The organism is Streptomyces sp. NPDC043685 (assembly GCF_056436585.1).
Genome location: NZ_JBWKCH010000005.1, coordinates 22,193 through 38,195 on the forward strand (window position 1 = coordinate 22,193; position 16,003 = coordinate 38,195).

Below are 16,003 nucleotides of genomic sequence, written 5' to 3' on the forward strand. Positions count from 1 at the left end.
GGCCGCGCGGCATACTGATCTCGCGCCAGCGCAGTGATCGGCCGACGGTCGGAAAGGGGATGACGGGACGTGACCACCGAAGAGCCGGACGGGCGGGGAACTCCCCACGGACCGCACGGCGTTCCCCCGCTCCCCGACGACGTGTGGCTGAGGTTCCTCACCGACAGCGAGTCCGCCATACGCCGCTCCGCCCCCAGGGAGCCCTCCGCCGAGGAGCGGGCCGCGGGGCGTCGGCTCCAGCCCCCGCACGCCGTCGGTGACCTGTGGCAGCCGCAGGACCTGTGGGTCCGTGTGGCGTGGCGCGACCTGGACCGCCGGGCGAAGGCCCGGCGCGCGGGACGGGTCGTCGCCACCGCCGCCGCCGTCGCCGTGGCCCTGGGAGCCTGGTCCCAGCTGTCCACCGGTGCGGGCACGGGGCACCGGCCCGGCGAGAGCACGGTGAGGCAGGTCGAGGGCGCGACCGCCCGGCTGCCCACCGCCACCCCCCTTCCGTCGGCGTCCTCCCTCGCGCAGCCCTCCCGATAGCCCACGCAGGACGGGTACCGTTCCGGCCCGCCGCCTAGGATGAGCCGCACAGGCCGGATCTGGGCGCTCGTCCGGGCGCGGCCCCCCACAGGCAGGAACGCGCAGCCGACCGAAGGGGCAGGACATGAGCGCGCCACGCCTCAGCAGCACCCCGTTGCCGGGCATAGGAGTCCGCTACGACCTGACGACGCGGGAGAGCCGCCGCCTGTCGGTGGTCGCGCACCGCGACGGGCACCGGACCATCAGCGCCTACCGCGAGGACGACCCGGACGCCTGCGACCTCTCGGTGCGCCTGACGTCGGAGGAGGCGACCACCCTCATCGACGCCCTGATGCCCGCGCACCACACACCCAACCTGCTGTCCACCACCGACCTGGGGCTCGTCGCCGAACGGATCGAACTGCCGGCCTCCGCGCACTGGAGCGGGCGGCGGCTGGGCGAGTCCCGGATCCGCACCGACACCGGCGCGTCCGTGGTGGCGGTGCTGCGCCGGGCGGCCGCGATCCCCTCCCCCACCCCGGACTTCCGGCTCGCGGGCGGCGACGTCCTGATCGTCATCGGGACCCGCGAGGGCGTGGAGGCGGCCGCCGCGATACTCGGGCGGGAGTGACCCGCCATGCACGACTCCGCGGTCTTCCTGATCGAGTTCGGCTGTCTCATCCTCGGGCTCGGGCTGCTCGGCCGCTTCGCCGGGCGCTTCCGCTTCTCCCCGATCCCCCTCTATCTGCTGGCCGGGCTCGCCTTCGGCAAGGGCGGGCTGCTGCCCCTGGGCGCCAGCGAGGACTTCGTCGCGGTCGGCGCCGAGATCGGGGTCATCCTCCTGCTGCTCATGCTGGGGCTGGAGTACACGGCCACCGACCTCGTCTCCCACCTCAGGACCCACTACCCCGCCGGGCTGCTGGACGCCGTCCTCAACGCCCTGCCGGGCGCCGGCCTGGCGCTGCTGCTGGGCTGGGGCCCGGTCGCGGCGGTCGTCCTGGCCGGTGTCACCTGGGTCTCCTCCTCCGGTGTCATCGCCAAGACCCTCGGTGACCTGGGGCGGCTGGGCAATCGCGAGACCCCGGCCGTCCTGAGCATCCTGGTCCTCGAAGACCTCTCCATGGCGGTGTACCTGCCCATCGTCACGGCCCTGCTGGCCGGGGTGGGCCTGGCCGCGGGCGGGGTCACCCTGGCCATCGCCGTGGGGGTGCTGACCCTGGTGCTGGTCCTGGCGGTGCGCTTCGGCCGTCACGTCTCCCGCTTCGTCTCCAGTGACGACCCGGAGAAGCTGCTGCTCGTGGTCCTCGGCGTGACGCTCGTGGTCGCCGGGGTCGCCCAGCAGTTGCAGGTGTCGGCGGCGGTGGGCGCCTTCCTGGTGGGCATCGCCCTGTCGGGTGAGGTCGCCGAGGGCGCGACCAGTCTGCTGGCGCCGCTGCGGGATCTGTTCGCCGCTGTGTTCTTCGTCTTCTTCGGTCTGCACACCGACCCGGCCAGCGTGCCGCCCGTGCTGCTGCCCGCCCTCGCCCTGGCGGCCGTCACCACCGCCACGAAGATCGCCACGGGCTACTGGGCCGCGCGCCGTGCCGGGATCGGCCCCAAGGGCCGCTGGCGCGCCGGTGGCACGCTCGTCGCCCGCGGCGAGTTCTCGATCGTCATCGCCGGACTCGCCGTCACCTCGGGCATCGAGCCCTCGCTCGGGCCCCTGGCCACGGCGTACGTCCTCGTCCTGGTTCTCCTGGGCCCTCTGACCGCCCGCTGGACCGAGCCGCTGGCCACCTGGCTGACCGGACGGCGGCGGGCGGCCGCGTCACGGGGGACGCCGCCACCGGGACCGCCGGGCGCGCACGAAGCCCTCGGCGACCAGGACACGGTGGGCCGCGCCTGAGCGGGCCGCCCCCGCGAGGGACGGGGCCGAGTCGGCCGTCGTCTTCAGCCCGTCTTCCAGCCCCTGCGCGTGTCGATCCGCTCCCATTCCGCGTCCCACTGGGCCATGCGCCGCCGGTCCAGGGCCAGCCGGGTCAGCCACATGGCTCCCAGGACCGTCCCGCCCGCGAAGACCCCGGCGAGCGCGCCGCCCATGGCGGTGTGCAACCAGGCCTCCCCGCCGGACACCGGCGGTGTCGTGAGGTCACCGCTCCGGTTCACCCACACGGACACGGTGCTCCCGGCGGGGGCCCCGGGCGCCACCCGGGCCTCCTCCCGATGGGTCGAGCCGTCGGGCGCGGTCCACCGCACCTTGCCCCACACACGGTGGTCGCTCGCCGCGCGGGCCGGGGGCGGGCCGGGCGCCTCCTCGGCCACCACCGCCGTCACCTGGCGGGTCTCGGCCCGCTGCCGTTCGACTGCCTGCTGGACCGTGCCCGCCGCCAGCAGCCCGGCGGCCGCCCCGCCCAGCAGGGCGAGCACCCAGCCGACGAGCACGACCCAGGCCTCGACGAGGTCGACGCGCCGTCTGAGCACGTTGCGTCGCCACCGCCACCACCGCACGGTCACACGCGCTGAACGTTCCATGGCCGACACCCCCTCGTGAGCACCGGCAGCACCCTTCCAGTGTGCGCCTGAGAGCGGCTGAAGCGCGCTGTGCGTCAGGCGTCAGACGCCGCGATCGCCACCCGGTCGCTCTCGCCGCCGGAGAGGAAGGAGGCCATCGCCCGCCCTTCGTCGGCGACGGCGTCCCGGTCGGCCCGGGACAGGCCGCGCAGCGGGGTGACGTGCACGGTGTCCGTCTCCACGGTCCAGGTCGCGGCGACCCTGCCGTCGACCAGCACGACGCGCTCACCGGCGACGGACAGGAGCCGGTGCTCGTCGTCGATGACGCGGCTGCGGTCGTGGTAGCCGAGGATCGCGTTGTCGAAGGCCGGCAGGAACCGCACCGGGGCGGGGGTGTCGGGGTCGGGGCGCGGCGCGCCGGGCAGGTCGAGCAGTTCACGGCCGCGTTCGTCGCGGAAGGCGACCAGTTCCTCGCGCAGGGCAGAGACCGCGGCGGGCAGTCCCGCGAGGCCGCACCAGGCGCGCAGGTCGGCCGAGGCGGCGGGGCCGAAGGCCGCCAGGTAGCGCCGGACCAGCGCCTGACCCACGGGATCGGCGCCGTCCGGCGAAGGCGGGTCGATGTCGCGTCCCAGCCAGGAGGACATCAGCGCGTAGCGCGCACCGGCCTTGGTGAGCCACAGGCCGCGCGGCGGCAGCTGCACCGTCGGCAGGAGGGCGGCGACCAGCATCTCGCCCAGCGGCCGCGGCCCCGCCGCGGGCCAGCGGCCGGCCACGGCTCGCGCGAGCTCGGACATCGACCGGGGTTCGCCGTCGGCCATGATCTCCCGGCCCGCCGCGGCGAGTTCATCGTGATCGACACCGTCGAGCTCGCGGCGGTACACCCCGACGACCCGCTGGCGCAGCATGGCGTCGTGGCGGGCGCGCCAGGCGACGGCGTCGTCGGCGGTGACGAGGTGGACCGTGCGGCGCATGAGGTGCGTGCGTACCACGCGCCGCCCGGTCAGCAGGTCCGACAGCCGCGCCGGGTCGAACGCCCGCAGCCGCGACCACAGTCCGAGGAACGGCTCCTGCGGTTCCTGCGCCTGGAGTCCGCCCAGGTGCGCGACGGCGTCGAGGACCGGCGAAGCGGCGCGGTCGAGGAGCAACTGCCGGGCGAGGGTGGCGCGGTTGAGCGCGCGGGCGTCGAGCACGGTCATCGGGGCACCTCGGTCTTCGAGTGGTGTGCCGGCCCGTGGTCCAGGGTGTCCGGGCGGCCGGCGCGTTCACGGTCGCACGGGTTGCGGTCAGGTCGTGGCCGCAGGTGTCTCGGTGTCGGTCTCCGGACCCTGGTCAGGCCTCCCCGTGTCCCTGGTGTCAGCAGGCCGCACCGACTGTTCCCTACTTTCCCTATAGAATTACTAGGAAAGTATTGACGACGCCTCACGCCCCTGCGCAGGATGATGCGCGTGGCCCACCCGTGCTGTTCGCCCGCACCACCCAACACCCGCCTGCGCACACGAGCTTGAGGAGACCCCCGCGATGGGCGTTGCCCCGGCGCCGTCCGGCCCCGCCCCGGAGTCCGGCCAGTCCGGGCCCGGCCACAGCCACTGGCTGCGCGTGGCCCGTGAGACGGCGGACGACCTGGCCACGGACGCGGTGGCCCGGGACCAGGCGGGCAAGCCCCCGTTCGACGAGGTGTCCCGGCTGCGCGAGTCGGGGCTGCTGACGCTCCTCGTCCCCGCCGGACTCGGGGGCGGCGGCGCGGACTGGTCCGAGGCGTACGCCGTGGTCCGGGAGATCGCGGCGGCCGACGGCGCCATCGGCCAGCTCCTCGGCTGTCACTACTTCACGTCCTGGAGCGCCGGGTTCCTCGCCGGCCCCGCCCTCGCCTCCCGGCTGGAGCGCGGGTCGGCGGCGCAACAGTGGTGCTGGGGCGGCGGCCTGGCCCGTCAGGAACCGGCGCTCACGCTCCTCAAGGACACCCGGGGGTACGTGCTGAACGGCCGGCAGAGCTATGCCGCCGGCGTTCTGGTCGCCGACCGTCTCGTCGTCCGGGCCGTCCGGGCCGACACCGGCGAGCCGCTCGCGCTCGTGGTCGATCCCGCCCTGCCGGGTGTGGTGGTCGACGGCGACGCCGACCCCTTCGGCCAGCGGCTCGCGGCCGGGGCGAGCGCCGAGTTCGACGCCGTGCCGGTCGCCACCGGTGACGTACTGGGGTCGCTGTCGGCGGACGAGGACGTCCTGTCGCCCCTGACGGCCCTGCTGTCGCCCGTCGGCCGCCTGCTGTCGGTGCAACTGCGCCTCGGCATGGCGGAGGGCGTGCTCGCCGAGGCCCGCGAGTACAGCCGGACCGGCCACTCCCACTGGCACCCGGACTGGCCGGACGGCTCTCCCCAGGACCCGCAGGTGCTGACGGCGTACGGGGAGCTGACCGTGCTCACCCGCTCGGCGTCCGCACTCGCGGACCAGGCACAACAGGCCGTGCGGGACGGACTGTCGCGCGGCGAGGGCCTCACCTATGAGGAGTACGCCGAGATCTCCGTCCTGGTGGCCATGGCCGAAGCGGCCGCCTCCAGAGCCGCGCAGGAGTCCACGTCCCGCGCCCTGGACATCATCGGCGCCCGCTCCGCGTCCGCGCGGCTCGGCTTCGACCGATTCTGGCGCAACGCCCGGACCCACACTCTCTACGAGCCCGTGGGCCACCGGCTCCGCGACGTCGGGGACTACTTCCTCAACGGCGCGCACCCTCCGTTCGTCCTTCCCGTCTGACCGGAGCGCGCGGACCCGCGAAGCGGCTCGAGGCACGCCAGGATCCCGGTGCGGCAGGTGCGACAGCCGGTCGTGGGGTGCCCGGGGACCGCCGGACCGCCGAACGTTTCCAGGGCGCCCCGCGTCATAGCGGTGACCGTCGTCGAAGGGACCGCCGCCATGCCCCGTACCGTCCGTGCCGTCGCCGCTTGCGTGCCGATCGCAGGACTCCTCTGCGCGGTCGCCGCCTGCGGCGCCGGGACCTCCGCCTCCGCCGGGGCCGGGAGCACGCCGGGCCGCGATCCAGGCGCCTGGCAGGAGCCCGCCTCCTACGCCTACACGCTCCGGTCCAGCGAAGGAGAGCGCAGCCTGCTCGGCACCTTCCGGGTCTCGGTCCGTGACGGCGCCGTGGTGAAGGCGGTGGGCCTCGACGAGGAGGGGCGCCTGGCCGTCGAGCAGGCCCCCGCAGCCGTGCCCACGCTGCGCGGGCTCCTCACGGAGCTGGAGCAGGCACGGCAGGACGGCGCGGACACGGCCGAGGCCGCCTACGCGGCCGACGGGCACCCGGTACGGATCGTCCTGGACTGGGAGGAGAACGCGGTCGACGACGAGGCCCGCTACGTCGTCAGCGCCTACGAGCCGGCGGACGGCCCCCGCGCCGGGGACCCCACCGCCCCCGCGCCCGGATCGTGACACCGGCCGGCTCCTGACGGCCGGGCCGGTCGTCGACGCCGGCAGGTGAGCGTCCACGCAGGTACGGACGCCCGCCTGCCGCGGTGAGCGGAGCTCAGTGCTTGCCCATCGCCTTGCGGACGGCGTCCTTCGTGCGGTCCATCAGGGCCGCCACGGGACCGAGCGCCATGTTGGCCGCGGCGGACTCGACACCCGGGTGCGGGCGGGTGGGCGCCATGGCCTCGGCGGCCTTCACGGCCTTGGCCATGCTCGCGAGGCCTTCGGCGTCGGTGCTGCGGCGGATGTGTGTGAACTCGTAGCGCTCCTCCGCCCGGGCGTGTTCCTGCACGTCCTTGCGCAGCTTCATCAGCTGGAGCATGAACTTCGGGTCGTCGGTGTCCAGGTCGTCCAGGGTCGCGAGGGTTTCCTTGGCCGCCTTCTCCTCGGCGAGCCGGTCCTCCACCACCTGTTCGCCGCCGGGCAGGGACCGCCGGGCGAAGGGGTGGACGACCTCCTCCTCGGCGGTCTCGTGCACGGCCAGCAGCCGCACCAGACGGCGGAAGGCCTCCCGGCGTTCGTCACCCGTGCTCTGCTCGACCTCGTCGAAGAGGTTGCGGATGTCGCCGTGCTGGCGCATGAGGAGCGCGACCACGTCGGTGTCCGCGGCTCCGTCGTCGCCGGCCTGGGGGGTGTGCGTCTCGGACATGGTCGGCCGCCTCACTTCTCGCGCATCGCGGGGTCGGGGTGCTCGCCCTCGGACTGCACGCGGTACTCGCGGCCGAACATCTCGTCGTGCTGGACCATCACCCGCTCGCTCGGCGGCTCCTCACCGCCGTGGATCCGCTCCTGCATCTTCTCGAACCGCTCGTGCGCCTCACGCACATAACCGGCGCCCAGTGTGGTCAGGTCCATCTGGGTGTCCAGCAGCTCGCGCACGTACTGCTTGTTGGGCTCGAAGGTGAGGACGTTCGGCAGCTCCGGGGCGAGCACCTCCTGCGGCTCCCTGCCGTCGTGGCGGCGCATCATGTCACAGGCGGTGTGCAGGTGTTCGAGCTCCATGTTGAGGTGCAGCTCCCAGACCGCCTTGACCTTGGGGTCGCTCTCCTGCTGCATGAACGAGTAGTACAGGTAGCACTCGTTGTACTCGTGGTTGACGAGCTGCTCCCACCAGGTCTCCCCGGGGTCGACCAGCGACTCGTAGTGGGTGACGTGCTCCTCCTCGATCAGCCCGATCTCCTGGTAGAGCTGCCGGGCGATCGGCTCCATGTAGGTGGGGCCCGTGTTCATGTAGAAGTTCATGGTCTGCTGCTCCGCCGCCATGATCGTCAGCGCGTGGAGCTTGGACAGCGGGTTCGTGCCGCTCTTGTCGTACGGGTCGCGGACGTTGTCGTACGGGTCGCGGTGGTGGTACTTCGTCGGCCGGCCCGGCATCACCTCGGTGAGATCGTCGACGATCGACTCCGCCTTGCGGTGCTCGATCATCTCGTAGAGGTTGGCGTACCGGTACAGATGGTCGAAGTCCTCCAGCACGCCGAACTGATAGGCCTGCTTCAGATACGGATCGGGCTCCATCCGCGCCACCCAGGCCGTGAGGTCCACCGCGACCTGCTCGTAGGCGATCGTGGTCTCCAGGACCGAGGACACGCCGGGGAGCAGCCAGTTGACGACCTTCTGCTGCTGCGCCTCGATGTAACGGGTCTGGGCGAGTTGCCGCTTCACCTCCGGGTCGACGGTGTTGCGGGCGAGCTGGTGGCTGAAGAGGATGGCCTCCACCTCGATGCCGTTCATCGCGATGATGCGGCAGCGGGTGTAGGGGTCACAGCGGTCGGGGTCGATGGGCTGCACGTTCAGTTCACGCCAGGTGCGGACCTGGCGGTCGAGTGGGATGCCCCGCTGTTCCAATGGGCTGAAGCTCATGGACGGTCTCCTGGGGGATGAAGGGACTCGCGCGCCGACGGAGTGCCCCGCCAGGGCCGGCGAGAACGGGTTCGACTCCCCCACTCTTCCGGGGCGGTCGGTTTCCGGCCACCGTGAGCACCCCAATGGGGGGCTCACAGACCGGTCAGCCGGGCGGCGGTGTCGGCCGGTTCCAGGTGGGGGCCGATCCACTCGCACAGCAGGACGGTGGCGTCGTCCTGGAGGCGGCCGTGGTGGTAGTCGAGGACGGCCTGGATGAGGCGGCGCAGTGTCTCGGGGACCGGCAGGCCGTCGGCGTGGTGGCGGATGAGGAAGTCGGTGAAGCGCGCCAGGCCGAACTCCCGGTCACCGGAGCGGCGGGCCTCGGTGATGCCGTCGGTGTAGAGAACGATCCGGTCCCCGGGCTGGAGGTGCTCCTCGCACACGACGCTGCGCAGACCGAGTTCGGTGCCCATCGGGTGGGCGGGCGGGCAGGCGAGGTGGCTGGTCCAGCGGTTGTCGCGGATGACGATCGGCGGATGGTGGCCGCGGTTGACCCAGCGCAGCACGCCGGTGCGGGTGTCGAGCGTGGCGAGGACGCCGGTGACGTAGCGCCGGTGGTCGTACTGTTCGAGGAGGGCGGCTTCGACGGCGTAGGCCTTGTCGACGAGGCCCGCGCCCTGACGGCGGGCCTGGCGGCAGGCGCCCAGGGCGAGGGCCCCGGACAGCCCGGCGGCCGTGTCGTGTCCCATCGCGTCGAAGATCGTCAGATGGACGAGAGGCCCGTCGACGGCGTACTCGAAGACGTCACCGCTGATGTCGTAGGCGGGTTCCAGGGCCGCGGAGATCGTCACCCTCCCGTCCGCGTAGGTGCGCGGCGGCAGGAGGTTCCACTGCATCTCGGCGGCCACGCTCATCGGCCGTGCGCGCACCAGCTTGGCCAGCGCGTCGCTGGTGCCCCGCTTGCTGACGATGATCAGCGAGATGAGCGCCGCCAGCGCCCTCATGTCCGCGTGGGCCCCGGCGTCGTCGTGGGCGCTGCTCACCCGCAGCATCCCGATGCGCTCCGTGCCGTCCAGCAGCGGCACCCACCACGGGAACCCGTCGTCGCCGGGGGGTGCGGCGGGCAGGACGTGGCCGTACTGGTAGGCCCGCCCGGCGACGGTCCCCTCGACGTGCAGTTCCCTCTCGTGCCCCCGGGCCGCCGCGTCGTCACCGGGGAGCAGACGCAGGGTGCGGCGCTGCAGATCGGCCACGTAGATCAGCACCTGGCTCAGGGAGGCCGCGCGTGCGCACTCGGTCGCCTTGGCCGGAAGCAGCTCGACGGGCATGAGGTGGCTGGCGTCCAGCAGGTCGGCGAGCATCCGCCGGCCGCCCTCACCGCTGCGCTCCATCAGCGTCCACCCCCGATCGCCGCACGGGACCCGCCCCGCGACGGCGTGCCGGAGACCGGCGCGCGGCCCGGGCACCGGGGGCCGTGCGGAAGGCGTCGGCTCCGTGAGGCTTCGAAGGGCCGCCTTCGGGTACTTCCACGGCGGAACGCCCCGCCGACGAAGGAAACGGAGGCACGGAGACCGTGTTGCTCTCCCATTCGCTCGATCATGGAGTCCTCGTCATCACGGTCCACGAGGACCCCGGTATCGGCGGGCGTGCCACTCTCCTCACGAGGATCAGCGATCTCGTGCAGGCCTACCGGCCGGCGCCGGTGGTCGTCCTCCTCGACGAGCCGGCCGCACGGGACGCCGTGGTCAGCGTGGTGCTGCGCGTGCACCGTCTGTGCAGCCGGCTGGGCACACTGATGTCGGTGGCCACGCACAGCGCGCCCACCCGGCGTGCGCTCGAATCGGACGCCGACACCACCGGCACCCGGCTGGTCGTCCACGCCCGTGCGGACACCGCTGTCGCCGCCGCGTTCGCCGCGGCGGCCTGAGGGGCGGTCGCACGGCGTCACGGCATCGTGCTCTGGCCGCTGATCAGCTCGGTGACCGCGCGCAGACCGCCCTGGGCGAGGGCGGCGCGCTGCCGGTCGGCACCGGTGCCGTCCTGGAGCAGCCGGTGGATCAGGGACGTGACCTGCCGGGTGTCCCCGGAGGCGTCGAGTGCGGGAGCCACGTGCCGCAGGAACTCGTAGAGCACGTCCCCGGCGCGGTGGGCCATGCCGTCCGGGGCGATGAGGGTGTCGCCCAGCCCGTGCCGGGCGGCGTGCCACATGGCGGCCTGGAGCAGTTCGGGCGCGCAGTCGGGCACGGGGGCGTCGGCGGCCGCCTCCCCCATGGCGGTCTCCACCAGCGCGCGGATGATCGCGGCGAGCATGACCGCCTCGTCCGCCCGGAGCTGGACGTCCAGGCAGCGCACCTCGACGGTGGGATAGGCCTCCGACAGACGGGCCTGCCAGTAGAGCTGACCGGCGTCGGAGATCAGGCCGGCCTCCCGCAGCCGTTCCACGCGCCGGTCGTAGTCGGCCGCGTCCCGGAAGTGCGGGGGCATGCCACTGACCGGCCATCTGCTGAAGATCACCGTGCGCCAGCTCGCGAAGCCGGTGTCGTGACCGTCCCAGAGCGGGGAGTTCGCCGCCATGGCCGTCAGTGTCGGCAGCCGGGAGCGGATCCGGTTCAGGACCTGTACGCCCGCTTCCCGGTCCGGCACGCCGACATGCACATGGGTGCCGTTGACCAGTTGCTCCGCCACCAGTTGCGGCGCCTGCGTGACCATGGCCCGGTAGCGCGCCTGGTCGGTGACGGCGATGGGGCGGCCGTGGCGCAGCGGAGGTGTCCCGCACACCCCGATGCGGCAGCCGTGCTCCTCGGCAGCCACGCCGACGGCGTGCCGCAGACGCAGCAGATGACCGCCGACCTCCTCCAGGGTGGCGCAGACCGGGGTGGCCACCTCCACCTGCGCCTGGAGCAGCTCGTACTGCACCTCCTGGTCGGTCACCAGGTGTCCCACGCCCGCCGCGGCGCGCACCTTGTCCGCCTGAGGTACCGGCAGGCCCGTGACCGGGTCGAGCAGCAGGTACTCCTCTTCCACGCCGATCGTCGTCATCGACCACCCTCTGTTCCGCCCGGCGCCCGGGCCGGATCCAGGCGCGCGGCAGGCACGCCTCACGCAGCGATGGTCACCTCTCGGGGCACGCTCGTGGAGGACCGAGTGCCGCGATCGCGGCCAGACAAAACATGACACAGAACCAGAAACCGCTTGCCCGGGAAAAGCCTGCGGGCCGTTGCTGGCACGGGCCGGGCAGGGGTACTCGCAGCACGGCTGTCGTGGGGCCGCCGTCACGGTGACGGGCCCTCGCCGGGTCGCGGAAGGAGCGGTCATGTCCGGGACGATCGAAGAGCAGACGGTGGAGCAACTGGGCGGTTCTGGCAGCGTCCTCGCACGTCAGCGCCGTGATCACGCGGAGATGGACCGGCTCATGGAGAGGTACCGGACCCTGCCGGACGGCGAGCGGCGCGAGGGGGTCCTCCGGGAGGTCGTCCAGCTCGTCTTCAGTCACGCGTTCGCGGAGGAGACGGTGCTGTGGCCGGTCGTGCGGCACTCGGTACCGGACGGTGAGGAGCTGACCTCGCGCGTCGAGGAGGAACATCAGCAGATCAACGACCTCGTCGCCGGCATCGAGCGTCTGGCGCCCGGCAGCCCGGAGCGGGAGGAGAAGGTGGGGCGGGTCTTCGCCCTGATCCGGCAGGACATCCGCGACGAGGAGGACCTGCTGCTGCCCCGGCTGCAGGAGAGCCTGGACACCGCCCGACTGCGCCGGCTCGGCACCGCGTGGGAGACGGTACGCAGGAGCGCGCCCACACCCCCACCCGATCGTCCCGCGTCGCCCGCCCGGCAACGCCCTGCTGGGCATACCGCTCAGCCTCTACGACCGGCTGCGCGACGGGCTCGGCCTGAACGTCCCCTCGGCCGCGGCGAAGAGGATCCTGACCGGACTCACCGGTCTCCTCGTGTCCGCCGCCGTGGCGGCGGTCCTGCGCAGGCGGCATTGAACCCACCGCCCGGTCGAATGGATCATTCCGCCATTCGGCGTAGAAACCCCCGGTCGCAGACAACAGGGACGAACCAGAAGCAATAGGTTCCTCCCGGCCGGATGACCGTCCGCGCCCCGTTGCTGCCGATCGAGGAACTGATGGCGACACACACTGAACCGGTTGCGCCGGTACCCGCGGTGGAACGCCGCGGCAGAGGAAAGGTGATCGTCTCCTGGCTGACGACCACCGACCACAAGAAGATCGGGCACCTGTACCTGATCACGTCGTTCGGGTTCTTCCTGGTCGCCGGGGCCCTGGCGATGCTCATCCGGGCGGAGCTGGCCCGGCCCGGGCTCCAGATCGTCTCCAACGAGCAGTACAACCAGGCGTTCACCATGCACGGCACGATCATGCTGCTGCTGTTCGCGACACCCACCTTCGCCGGGTTCGCCAACGCCGTCATGCCGCTCCAGATCGGCTCGCCCGACGTGGCCTTCCCGCGGCTGAACATGTTGTCGTACTGGCTGTTCCTCTTCGGCGGCCTGATCGTGCTCGGCAGCTTCCTCACCCCGCAGGGCGCCGCCGACTTCGGCTGGACCGCGTACACCCCGCTCAGCGGTGGGGAGCGCACCGCCCACATCGGCGGTGACCTGTGGGTCATGGGGCTGGCACTGTCCGGCTTCGGCACCATCCTCGGCTCGGTCAACTTCGTCACGACCATCATCTGCATGCGCGCCCCGGGCATGACCATGTTCCGAATGCCGATCTTCACCTGGAACGTGCTGCTCACCTCGGTGCTGGTGCTGCTGGCCTTCCCGGTGCTGGCCGCCGCGCTGCTGGTGCTGGAGGCGGACCGGCGTTTCGGCGCCCAGGTGTTCAACCCGGAGAACGGGGGCGCGGTGCTGTGGCAGCACCTGTTCTGGTTCTTCGGACACCCGGAGGTGTACATCCTGGCGCTGCCGTTCTTCGGCGTGATCACCGAGATCATCCCCGTCTTCGCCCGGAAGCCGATCTTCGGCTACACGGGCCTGATCGGTGCCACCATCTCCATCGCCGGCCTCTCGGTGACGGTGTGGGCGCACCACATGTTCGCGACCGGCGCGGTGCTGCTGCCGTTCTTCTCCTTCATGACCTATCTGATCGCCGTGCCGACGGGCGTGAAGTTCTTCAACTGGATCGGCACGATGTGGCGGGGCTCGCTGTCGTTCGAACCACCCATGCTGTGGGCGCTCGGCTTCCTGGTCACCTTCCTCTTCGGCGGCCTGACCGGTGTCATTCTGGGGTCCCCGCCGCTGGACTGGCACGTCACCGACAGCTACTTCGTGATCGCCCACTTCCACTACGTGCTCTTCGGCACCATCGTGTTCGCCATGTTCGGCGGGTTCAGCTTCTGGTGGCCGAAGATGACCGGCACGATGCTCGACGACCGGCTGGAGAAGATCCACTTCTGGACGCTGTTCGTCGGCTTCCACACCACCTTCCTGGTGCAGCACTGGCTCGGCGCCGAGGGCATGCCCCGCCGCTACGCCGACTACCTGGCCGCTGACGGTTTCACCGCCCTCAACACCATCTCCTCGATCGGCGCGTTCCTCCTGGGCCTGTCCACGCTGCCCTTCCTCTACAACGTGTGGCGGACCGCCCAGCGGGGCGAGAAGGTCGAGGTCGACGACCCCTGGGGCTTCGGCCGCTCCCTGGAGTGGGCCACCTCCTGCCCGCCGCCCCGCCACAACTTCCTCACCATGCCCAAGATCCGCTCCGAGTCGCCCGCCTTCGACCTGCGCCACCCTGACGTGGCGAGCCTGGACGAGGCGGCGAACACCGGGCAGCGCGACGTGGTCGACGTCGAGGGACACAAGGGCGAACGGCGGTGAGACGCGGCAGGCGCACGGTGCCGGACGGCGCGTCGCGCAGTGTGCTGGCCGACGAGACGGAGGGCTACCTTCTCGCCCACGCCCACCGCGTCCAGGCCCGGCGCGAGGCGGAGGAGCTCTGCGCGCGGCTGCCGTGGCTGACCACGGGCCAGGCCGAGGAACTCACCGTCCACTACGTCCGCCGGCGCCTGGACGTCACCCGGCAGCTGATGCTCTCCACCGTGCGGCGGGCCGAGGAACTGCGGGGGGAGTACGAGAGCCGCTACGCCGAGCTGCGGAGCGCCCTGCTGCGCCGCCACGCGGCCGGTGCCTGCGCGGTGCTGGCCTGTGCCGCGGGGGCGGGTTCGCTCGCGGCGGCGGGTGTGCTCACCCGCTGACGCATCACTCAGCGGCCGTGACCCTCATGGCGAGGAAGGGGCCCGGCGCCGGAGTGGCGGCCCGGGCGGCGGGCGGCGTGGCGCATACCGGGCCCGGGGCCGTTCCGGGCGGCCAGGACATCGGCCACGGCACCGGTGACGAAGCCGTAGACGGCCTTGTGCAGCAGGTCGACGGCGAGTTCCGAGCGGGGCCAGGTCGTGGGCGGGGCGCCTACTCCGGTGGCGTTCTCCAGGATCTGGTCGTTGGTGAGACGTACGACGGTGAACTTGGCGGACGCGACCGGGCCGCGCAGACCCGACTGGGCCATGACCGAGCGGAGGACGCCCAGCAGGGCGGCCTGGCCGAAGTGCATGGCCCAGTTGACCGCCAGGAGCTGGGCACCGGGGTGTTCAGGCAGGCCGGTGAGGCGCTGGAGGACCCGGGCGGGGACATGGGAGTCGGGGCGGCCGGTCACCAGCTGCTCGACCTTCTCGCCCAGGGTCATCACCACGCCCCCGGCGGTGCCGGCGACCAGACCCTGCCACAGTGCGCGCCCGATCATGTGGCTCCGGGTACCCGGTGACGCCCGCCTCATCCGCCCGGGCCCGTCGCCTCAGTGACCATGGGGCGGCTCGAAGCAGCCGGTCTCCGGATACAGGCCGTTGGTCCGCACGTCGAAGTCGGACTTCTGCACGAACGCCGACACGCAGGCGTCGTCATGGACCCGCAGGGCGACGCGCGTGCCCTCGGGCGTGACGTAACCGTCGTCCTTCCAGCGCGGGGACATGCCCGTGACGGTGAGCGTGCCGCCGAGGCGATTTCCGTCCTTCGTGACGTGCTCGTCCTCGTAGCCGAGCCGGAGCAGGGCCGTGCGTACGGTCGCCGGGTCCCACGTCCGCCGCTCCCAGAGCCGCTCCAGCACCGGCCGGATCCGGGCGGCCTCCCGCTCGGCGTCCCGCGCGTGGGCCGGAGCCATGCCGCTCTCGCGGCGGTAGGCGTTGTTCTCCTGGTGGTGCGGGGCACCGTCGCCGGCCCCGGGTTCCCCGTACGGCGAGGCCCCCGGGCCCTGAGCCGAAGGCGTGGCGGACCGGCTGGGGGCGGTTTCGGGGGCGGATGGGCTCGGGCCGTTTTCCGAGGCGGACGGGATCGAAGCCGCTTCGGAGGCGGACCGGCCCGGGGCGGCTTCCGCCGACGGGTCCGGGGCGTGCGGGTCGCCGCAGGCGGTCAGAGCGGCCGCGAGGACGAGTGCCGTGACCAGGCCGAGCGGCGCGCGACGAGCCGGCGTTGAGGTGGACATGCGGTCCACTCTCCCACCACGGCGACCCGCGTCCGACGGGGCGCGCGCCCTTCTCGAGCGGCACGGCACCCGGCGCAGCCGTGAGCGGGCCATCTTCCCCCCTCTCCGCACCACGCGGCACGCCGGCGTCGGCCTGACGCCCCGTCACCGATGTGCATCGCGGCGGTGTCGGTGCCGCCCCACCCCGCCGCCGTCCACCAAGGTCGACAACTGGCCTC

General features: G+C 72.6%; 17 protein-coding genes. 9 read left to right on the forward strand and 8 right to left on the reverse strand.

All coding sequences use genetic code 11. The features are described from left to right. The first annotated feature begins 69 nt into the window (after nt 1-69). The 3 genes from AC0665_RS17100 to AC0665_RS17110 all read left to right on the forward strand — a co-directional run bounded on the left by AC0665_RS17100 (nt 70) and on the right by AC0665_RS17110 (nt 2,389). Complete coding sequence (locus tag AC0665_RS17100) at nt 70-525, forward strand: hypothetical protein (protein ID WP_468638412.1); 456 nt, start codon at nt 70-72, stop codon at nt 523-525. A gap of 124 nt (nt 526-649) precedes the next feature. Continuing rightward, nucleotides 650-1,135 carry a cation:proton antiporter regulatory subunit gene (locus AC0665_RS17105; RefSeq protein ID WP_366052398.1) on the forward strand — a complete coding sequence of 162 codons (486 nt, stop codon included), beginning with the start codon at nt 650-652 and terminating at the stop codon, nt 1,133-1,135. Nucleotides 1,136-1,141: 6 nt separating this feature from the next. Then, on the forward strand, nt 1,142-2,389 hold the full coding sequence (locus AC0665_RS17110) for a cation:proton antiporter (protein ID WP_478610150.1): 1,248 nt from the start codon (nt 1,142-1,144) through the stop codon (nt 2,387-2,389). Between the two features lie 44 nt (nt 2,390-2,433). Here the strand turns inward: AC0665_RS17110 and AC0665_RS17115 are convergent, their stop codons facing one another. Together AC0665_RS17115 and AC0665_RS17120 are read right to left on the reverse strand one after the other, a co-directional pair. Then, nucleotides 2,434-3,015, reverse strand: coding sequence for an Rv1733c family protein (locus AC0665_RS17115; RefSeq protein ID WP_468406039.1), 582 nt, complete (start codon nt 3,013-3,015; stop codon nt 2,434-2,436). A gap of 74 nt (nt 3,016-3,089) precedes the next feature. Next, nucleotides 3,090-4,190, reverse strand: coding sequence for a winged helix DNA-binding domain-containing protein (locus AC0665_RS17120; RefSeq protein WP_478705266.1), 1,101 nt, complete (start codon nt 4,188-4,190; stop codon nt 3,090-3,092). A 322-nt stretch (nt 4,191-4,512) separates the two neighbouring features. Between AC0665_RS17120 and AC0665_RS17125 the strand changes: the two genes are divergently transcribed. Then, nucleotides 4,513-5,742, forward strand: a complete 1,230-nt coding sequence (locus AC0665_RS17125; protein ID WP_468406037.1) for an acyl-CoA dehydrogenase family protein — start codon at nt 4,513-4,515, stop codon at nt 5,740-5,742. 159 nt (nt 5,743-5,901) lie between these two features. Further along, nucleotides 5,902-6,414 (forward strand): DUF6174 domain-containing protein, encoded by a 513-nt coding sequence (locus tag AC0665_RS17130; RefSeq protein ID WP_478705267.1) that lies wholly within the window; start codon nt 5,902-5,904, stop codon nt 6,412-6,414. A 94-nt stretch (nt 6,415-6,508) separates the two neighbouring features. Here the strand turns inward: AC0665_RS17130 and AC0665_RS17135 are convergent, their stop codons facing one another. The 3 genes from AC0665_RS17135 to AC0665_RS17145 form a co-directional block, all read right to left on the reverse strand. Then, nucleotides 6,509-7,099: a hemerythrin domain-containing protein gene (locus AC0665_RS17135; protein WP_478610146.1), complete on the reverse strand. Its 591-nt coding sequence runs from the start codon at nt 7,097-7,099 to the stop codon at nt 6,509-6,511. Nucleotides 7,100-7,110: 11 nt separating this feature from the next. After that, nucleotides 7,111-8,310, reverse strand: coding sequence for a hypothetical protein (locus AC0665_RS17140; protein ID WP_478705268.1), 1,200 nt, complete (start codon nt 8,308-8,310; stop codon nt 7,111-7,113). 134 nt (nt 8,311-8,444) lie between these two features. After that, the gene (locus AC0665_RS17145; protein WP_468406029.1) at nt 8,445-9,683 is read right to left on the reverse strand and encodes a PP2C family protein-serine/threonine phosphatase; all 1,239 of its coding nucleotides are present in this window, start codon (nt 9,681-9,683) and stop codon (nt 8,445-8,447) included. Nucleotides 9,684-9,868: 185 nt separating this feature from the next. Between AC0665_RS17145 and AC0665_RS17150 the strand changes: the two genes are divergently transcribed. Then, nucleotides 9,869-10,219: a hypothetical protein gene (locus AC0665_RS17150; RefSeq protein ID WP_468406393.1), complete on the forward strand. Its 351-nt coding sequence runs from the start codon at nt 9,869-9,871 to the stop codon at nt 10,217-10,219. A 17-nt stretch (nt 10,220-10,236) separates the two neighbouring features. Here the strand turns inward: AC0665_RS17150 and AC0665_RS17155 are convergent, their stop codons facing one another. Beyond that, nucleotides 10,237-11,331, reverse strand: a complete 1,095-nt coding sequence (locus AC0665_RS17155) for a carboxylate-amine ligase (protein WP_468406027.1) — start codon at nt 11,329-11,331, stop codon at nt 10,237-10,239. 274 nt (nt 11,332-11,605) lie between these two features. On the opposite strand from AC0665_RS17155, the gene AC0665_RS17160 reads away from it, so the two are divergent. Genes AC0665_RS17160 through AC0665_RS17170 form a run of 3 tightly spaced genes read left to right on the forward strand, consistent with a single transcriptional unit; the run spans nt 11,606 to nt 14,508 of the window. Beyond that, nucleotides 11,606-12,364 carry a hemerythrin domain-containing protein gene (locus AC0665_RS17160; RefSeq protein WP_478705269.1) on the forward strand — a complete coding sequence of 253 codons (759 nt, stop codon included), beginning with the start codon at nt 11,606-11,608 and terminating at the stop codon, nt 12,362-12,364. Nucleotides 12,365-12,379: 15 nt separating this feature from the next. Further along, nucleotides 12,380-14,131 carry an aa3-type cytochrome oxidase subunit I gene (gene ctaD / locus AC0665_RS17165; RefSeq protein WP_468406023.1) on the forward strand — a complete coding sequence of 584 codons (1,752 nt, stop codon included), beginning with the start codon at nt 12,380-12,382 and terminating at the stop codon, nt 14,129-14,131. Further along, a complete protein-coding gene (locus AC0665_RS17170; RefSeq protein ID WP_478610142.1) occupies nt 14,128-14,508 on the forward strand; it encodes a hypothetical protein in 381 nt (126 codons plus the stop codon). Before ctaD ends, AC0665_RS17170 begins: the two co-directional genes overlap by 4 nt. An 8-nt stretch (nt 14,509-14,516) precedes the next feature. On the opposite strand, the gene AC0665_RS17175 is transcribed toward AC0665_RS17170, so the two are convergent. Beyond that, the gene (locus tag AC0665_RS17175) at nt 14,517-15,050 is read right to left on the reverse strand and encodes a hypothetical protein (protein WP_478705270.1); all 534 of its coding nucleotides are present in this window, start codon (nt 15,048-15,050) and stop codon (nt 14,517-14,519) included. Between the two features lie 51 nt (nt 15,051-15,101). Continuing rightward, complete coding sequence (locus AC0665_RS17180; RefSeq protein ID WP_478610141.1) at nt 15,102-15,785, reverse strand: hypothetical protein; 684 nt, start codon at nt 15,783-15,785, stop codon at nt 15,102-15,104. Nucleotides 15,786-16,003 lie beyond the last annotated feature (218 nt).

Coding starts and splice junctions, on each gene's coding strand:
- AC0665_RS17105 (WP_366052398.1), top strand. CDS start 650: ATGAGCGCGCCACGCCTCAGCAGCACCCCGTTGCCGGGCATAGGAGTC.
- AC0665_RS17110 (WP_478610150.1), top strand. CDS start 1,142: ATGCACGACTCCGCGGTCTTCCTGATCGAGTTCGGCTGTCTCATCCTC.
- AC0665_RS17115 (WP_468406039.1), bottom strand. CDS start 3,015: ATGGAACGTTCAGCGCGTGTGACCGTGCGGTGGTGGCGGTGGCGACGC.
- AC0665_RS17120 (WP_478705266.1), bottom strand. CDS start 4,190: ATGACCGTGCTCGACGCCCGCGCGCTCAACCGCGCCACCCTCGCCCGG.
- AC0665_RS17125 (WP_468406037.1), top strand. CDS start 4,513: ATGGGCGTTGCCCCGGCGCCGTCCGGCCCCGCCCCGGAGTCCGGCCAG.
- AC0665_RS17130 (WP_478705267.1), top strand. CDS start 5,902: ATGCCCCGTACCGTCCGTGCCGTCGCCGCTTGCGTGCCGATCGCAGGA.
- AC0665_RS17135 (WP_478610146.1), bottom strand. CDS start 7,099: ATGTCCGAGACGCACACCCCCCAGGCCGGCGACGACGGAGCCGCGGAC.
- AC0665_RS17140 (WP_478705268.1), bottom strand. CDS start 8,310: ATGAGCTTCAGCCCATTGGAACAGCGGGGCATCCCACTCGACCGCCAG.
- AC0665_RS17145 (WP_468406029.1), bottom strand. CDS start 9,683: ATGGAGCGCAGCGGTGAGGGCGGCCGGCGGATGCTCGCCGACCTGCTG.
- AC0665_RS17155 (WP_468406027.1), bottom strand. CDS start 11,331: ATGACGACGATCGGCGTGGAAGAGGAGTACCTGCTGCTCGACCCGGTC.
- AC0665_RS17160 (WP_478705269.1), top strand. CDS start 11,606: ATGTCCGGGACGATCGAAGAGCAGACGGTGGAGCAACTGGGCGGTTCT.
- ctaD (WP_468406023.1), top strand. CDS start 12,380: ATGACCGTCCGCGCCCCGTTGCTGCCGATCGAGGAACTGATGGCGACA.
- AC0665_RS17175 (WP_478705270.1), bottom strand. CDS start 15,050: ATGATCGGGCGCGCACTGTGGCAGGGTCTGGTCGCCGGCACCGCCGGG.
- AC0665_RS17180 (WP_478610141.1), bottom strand. CDS start 15,785: ATGTCCACCTCAACGCCGGCTCGTCGCGCGCCGCTCGGCCTGGTCACG.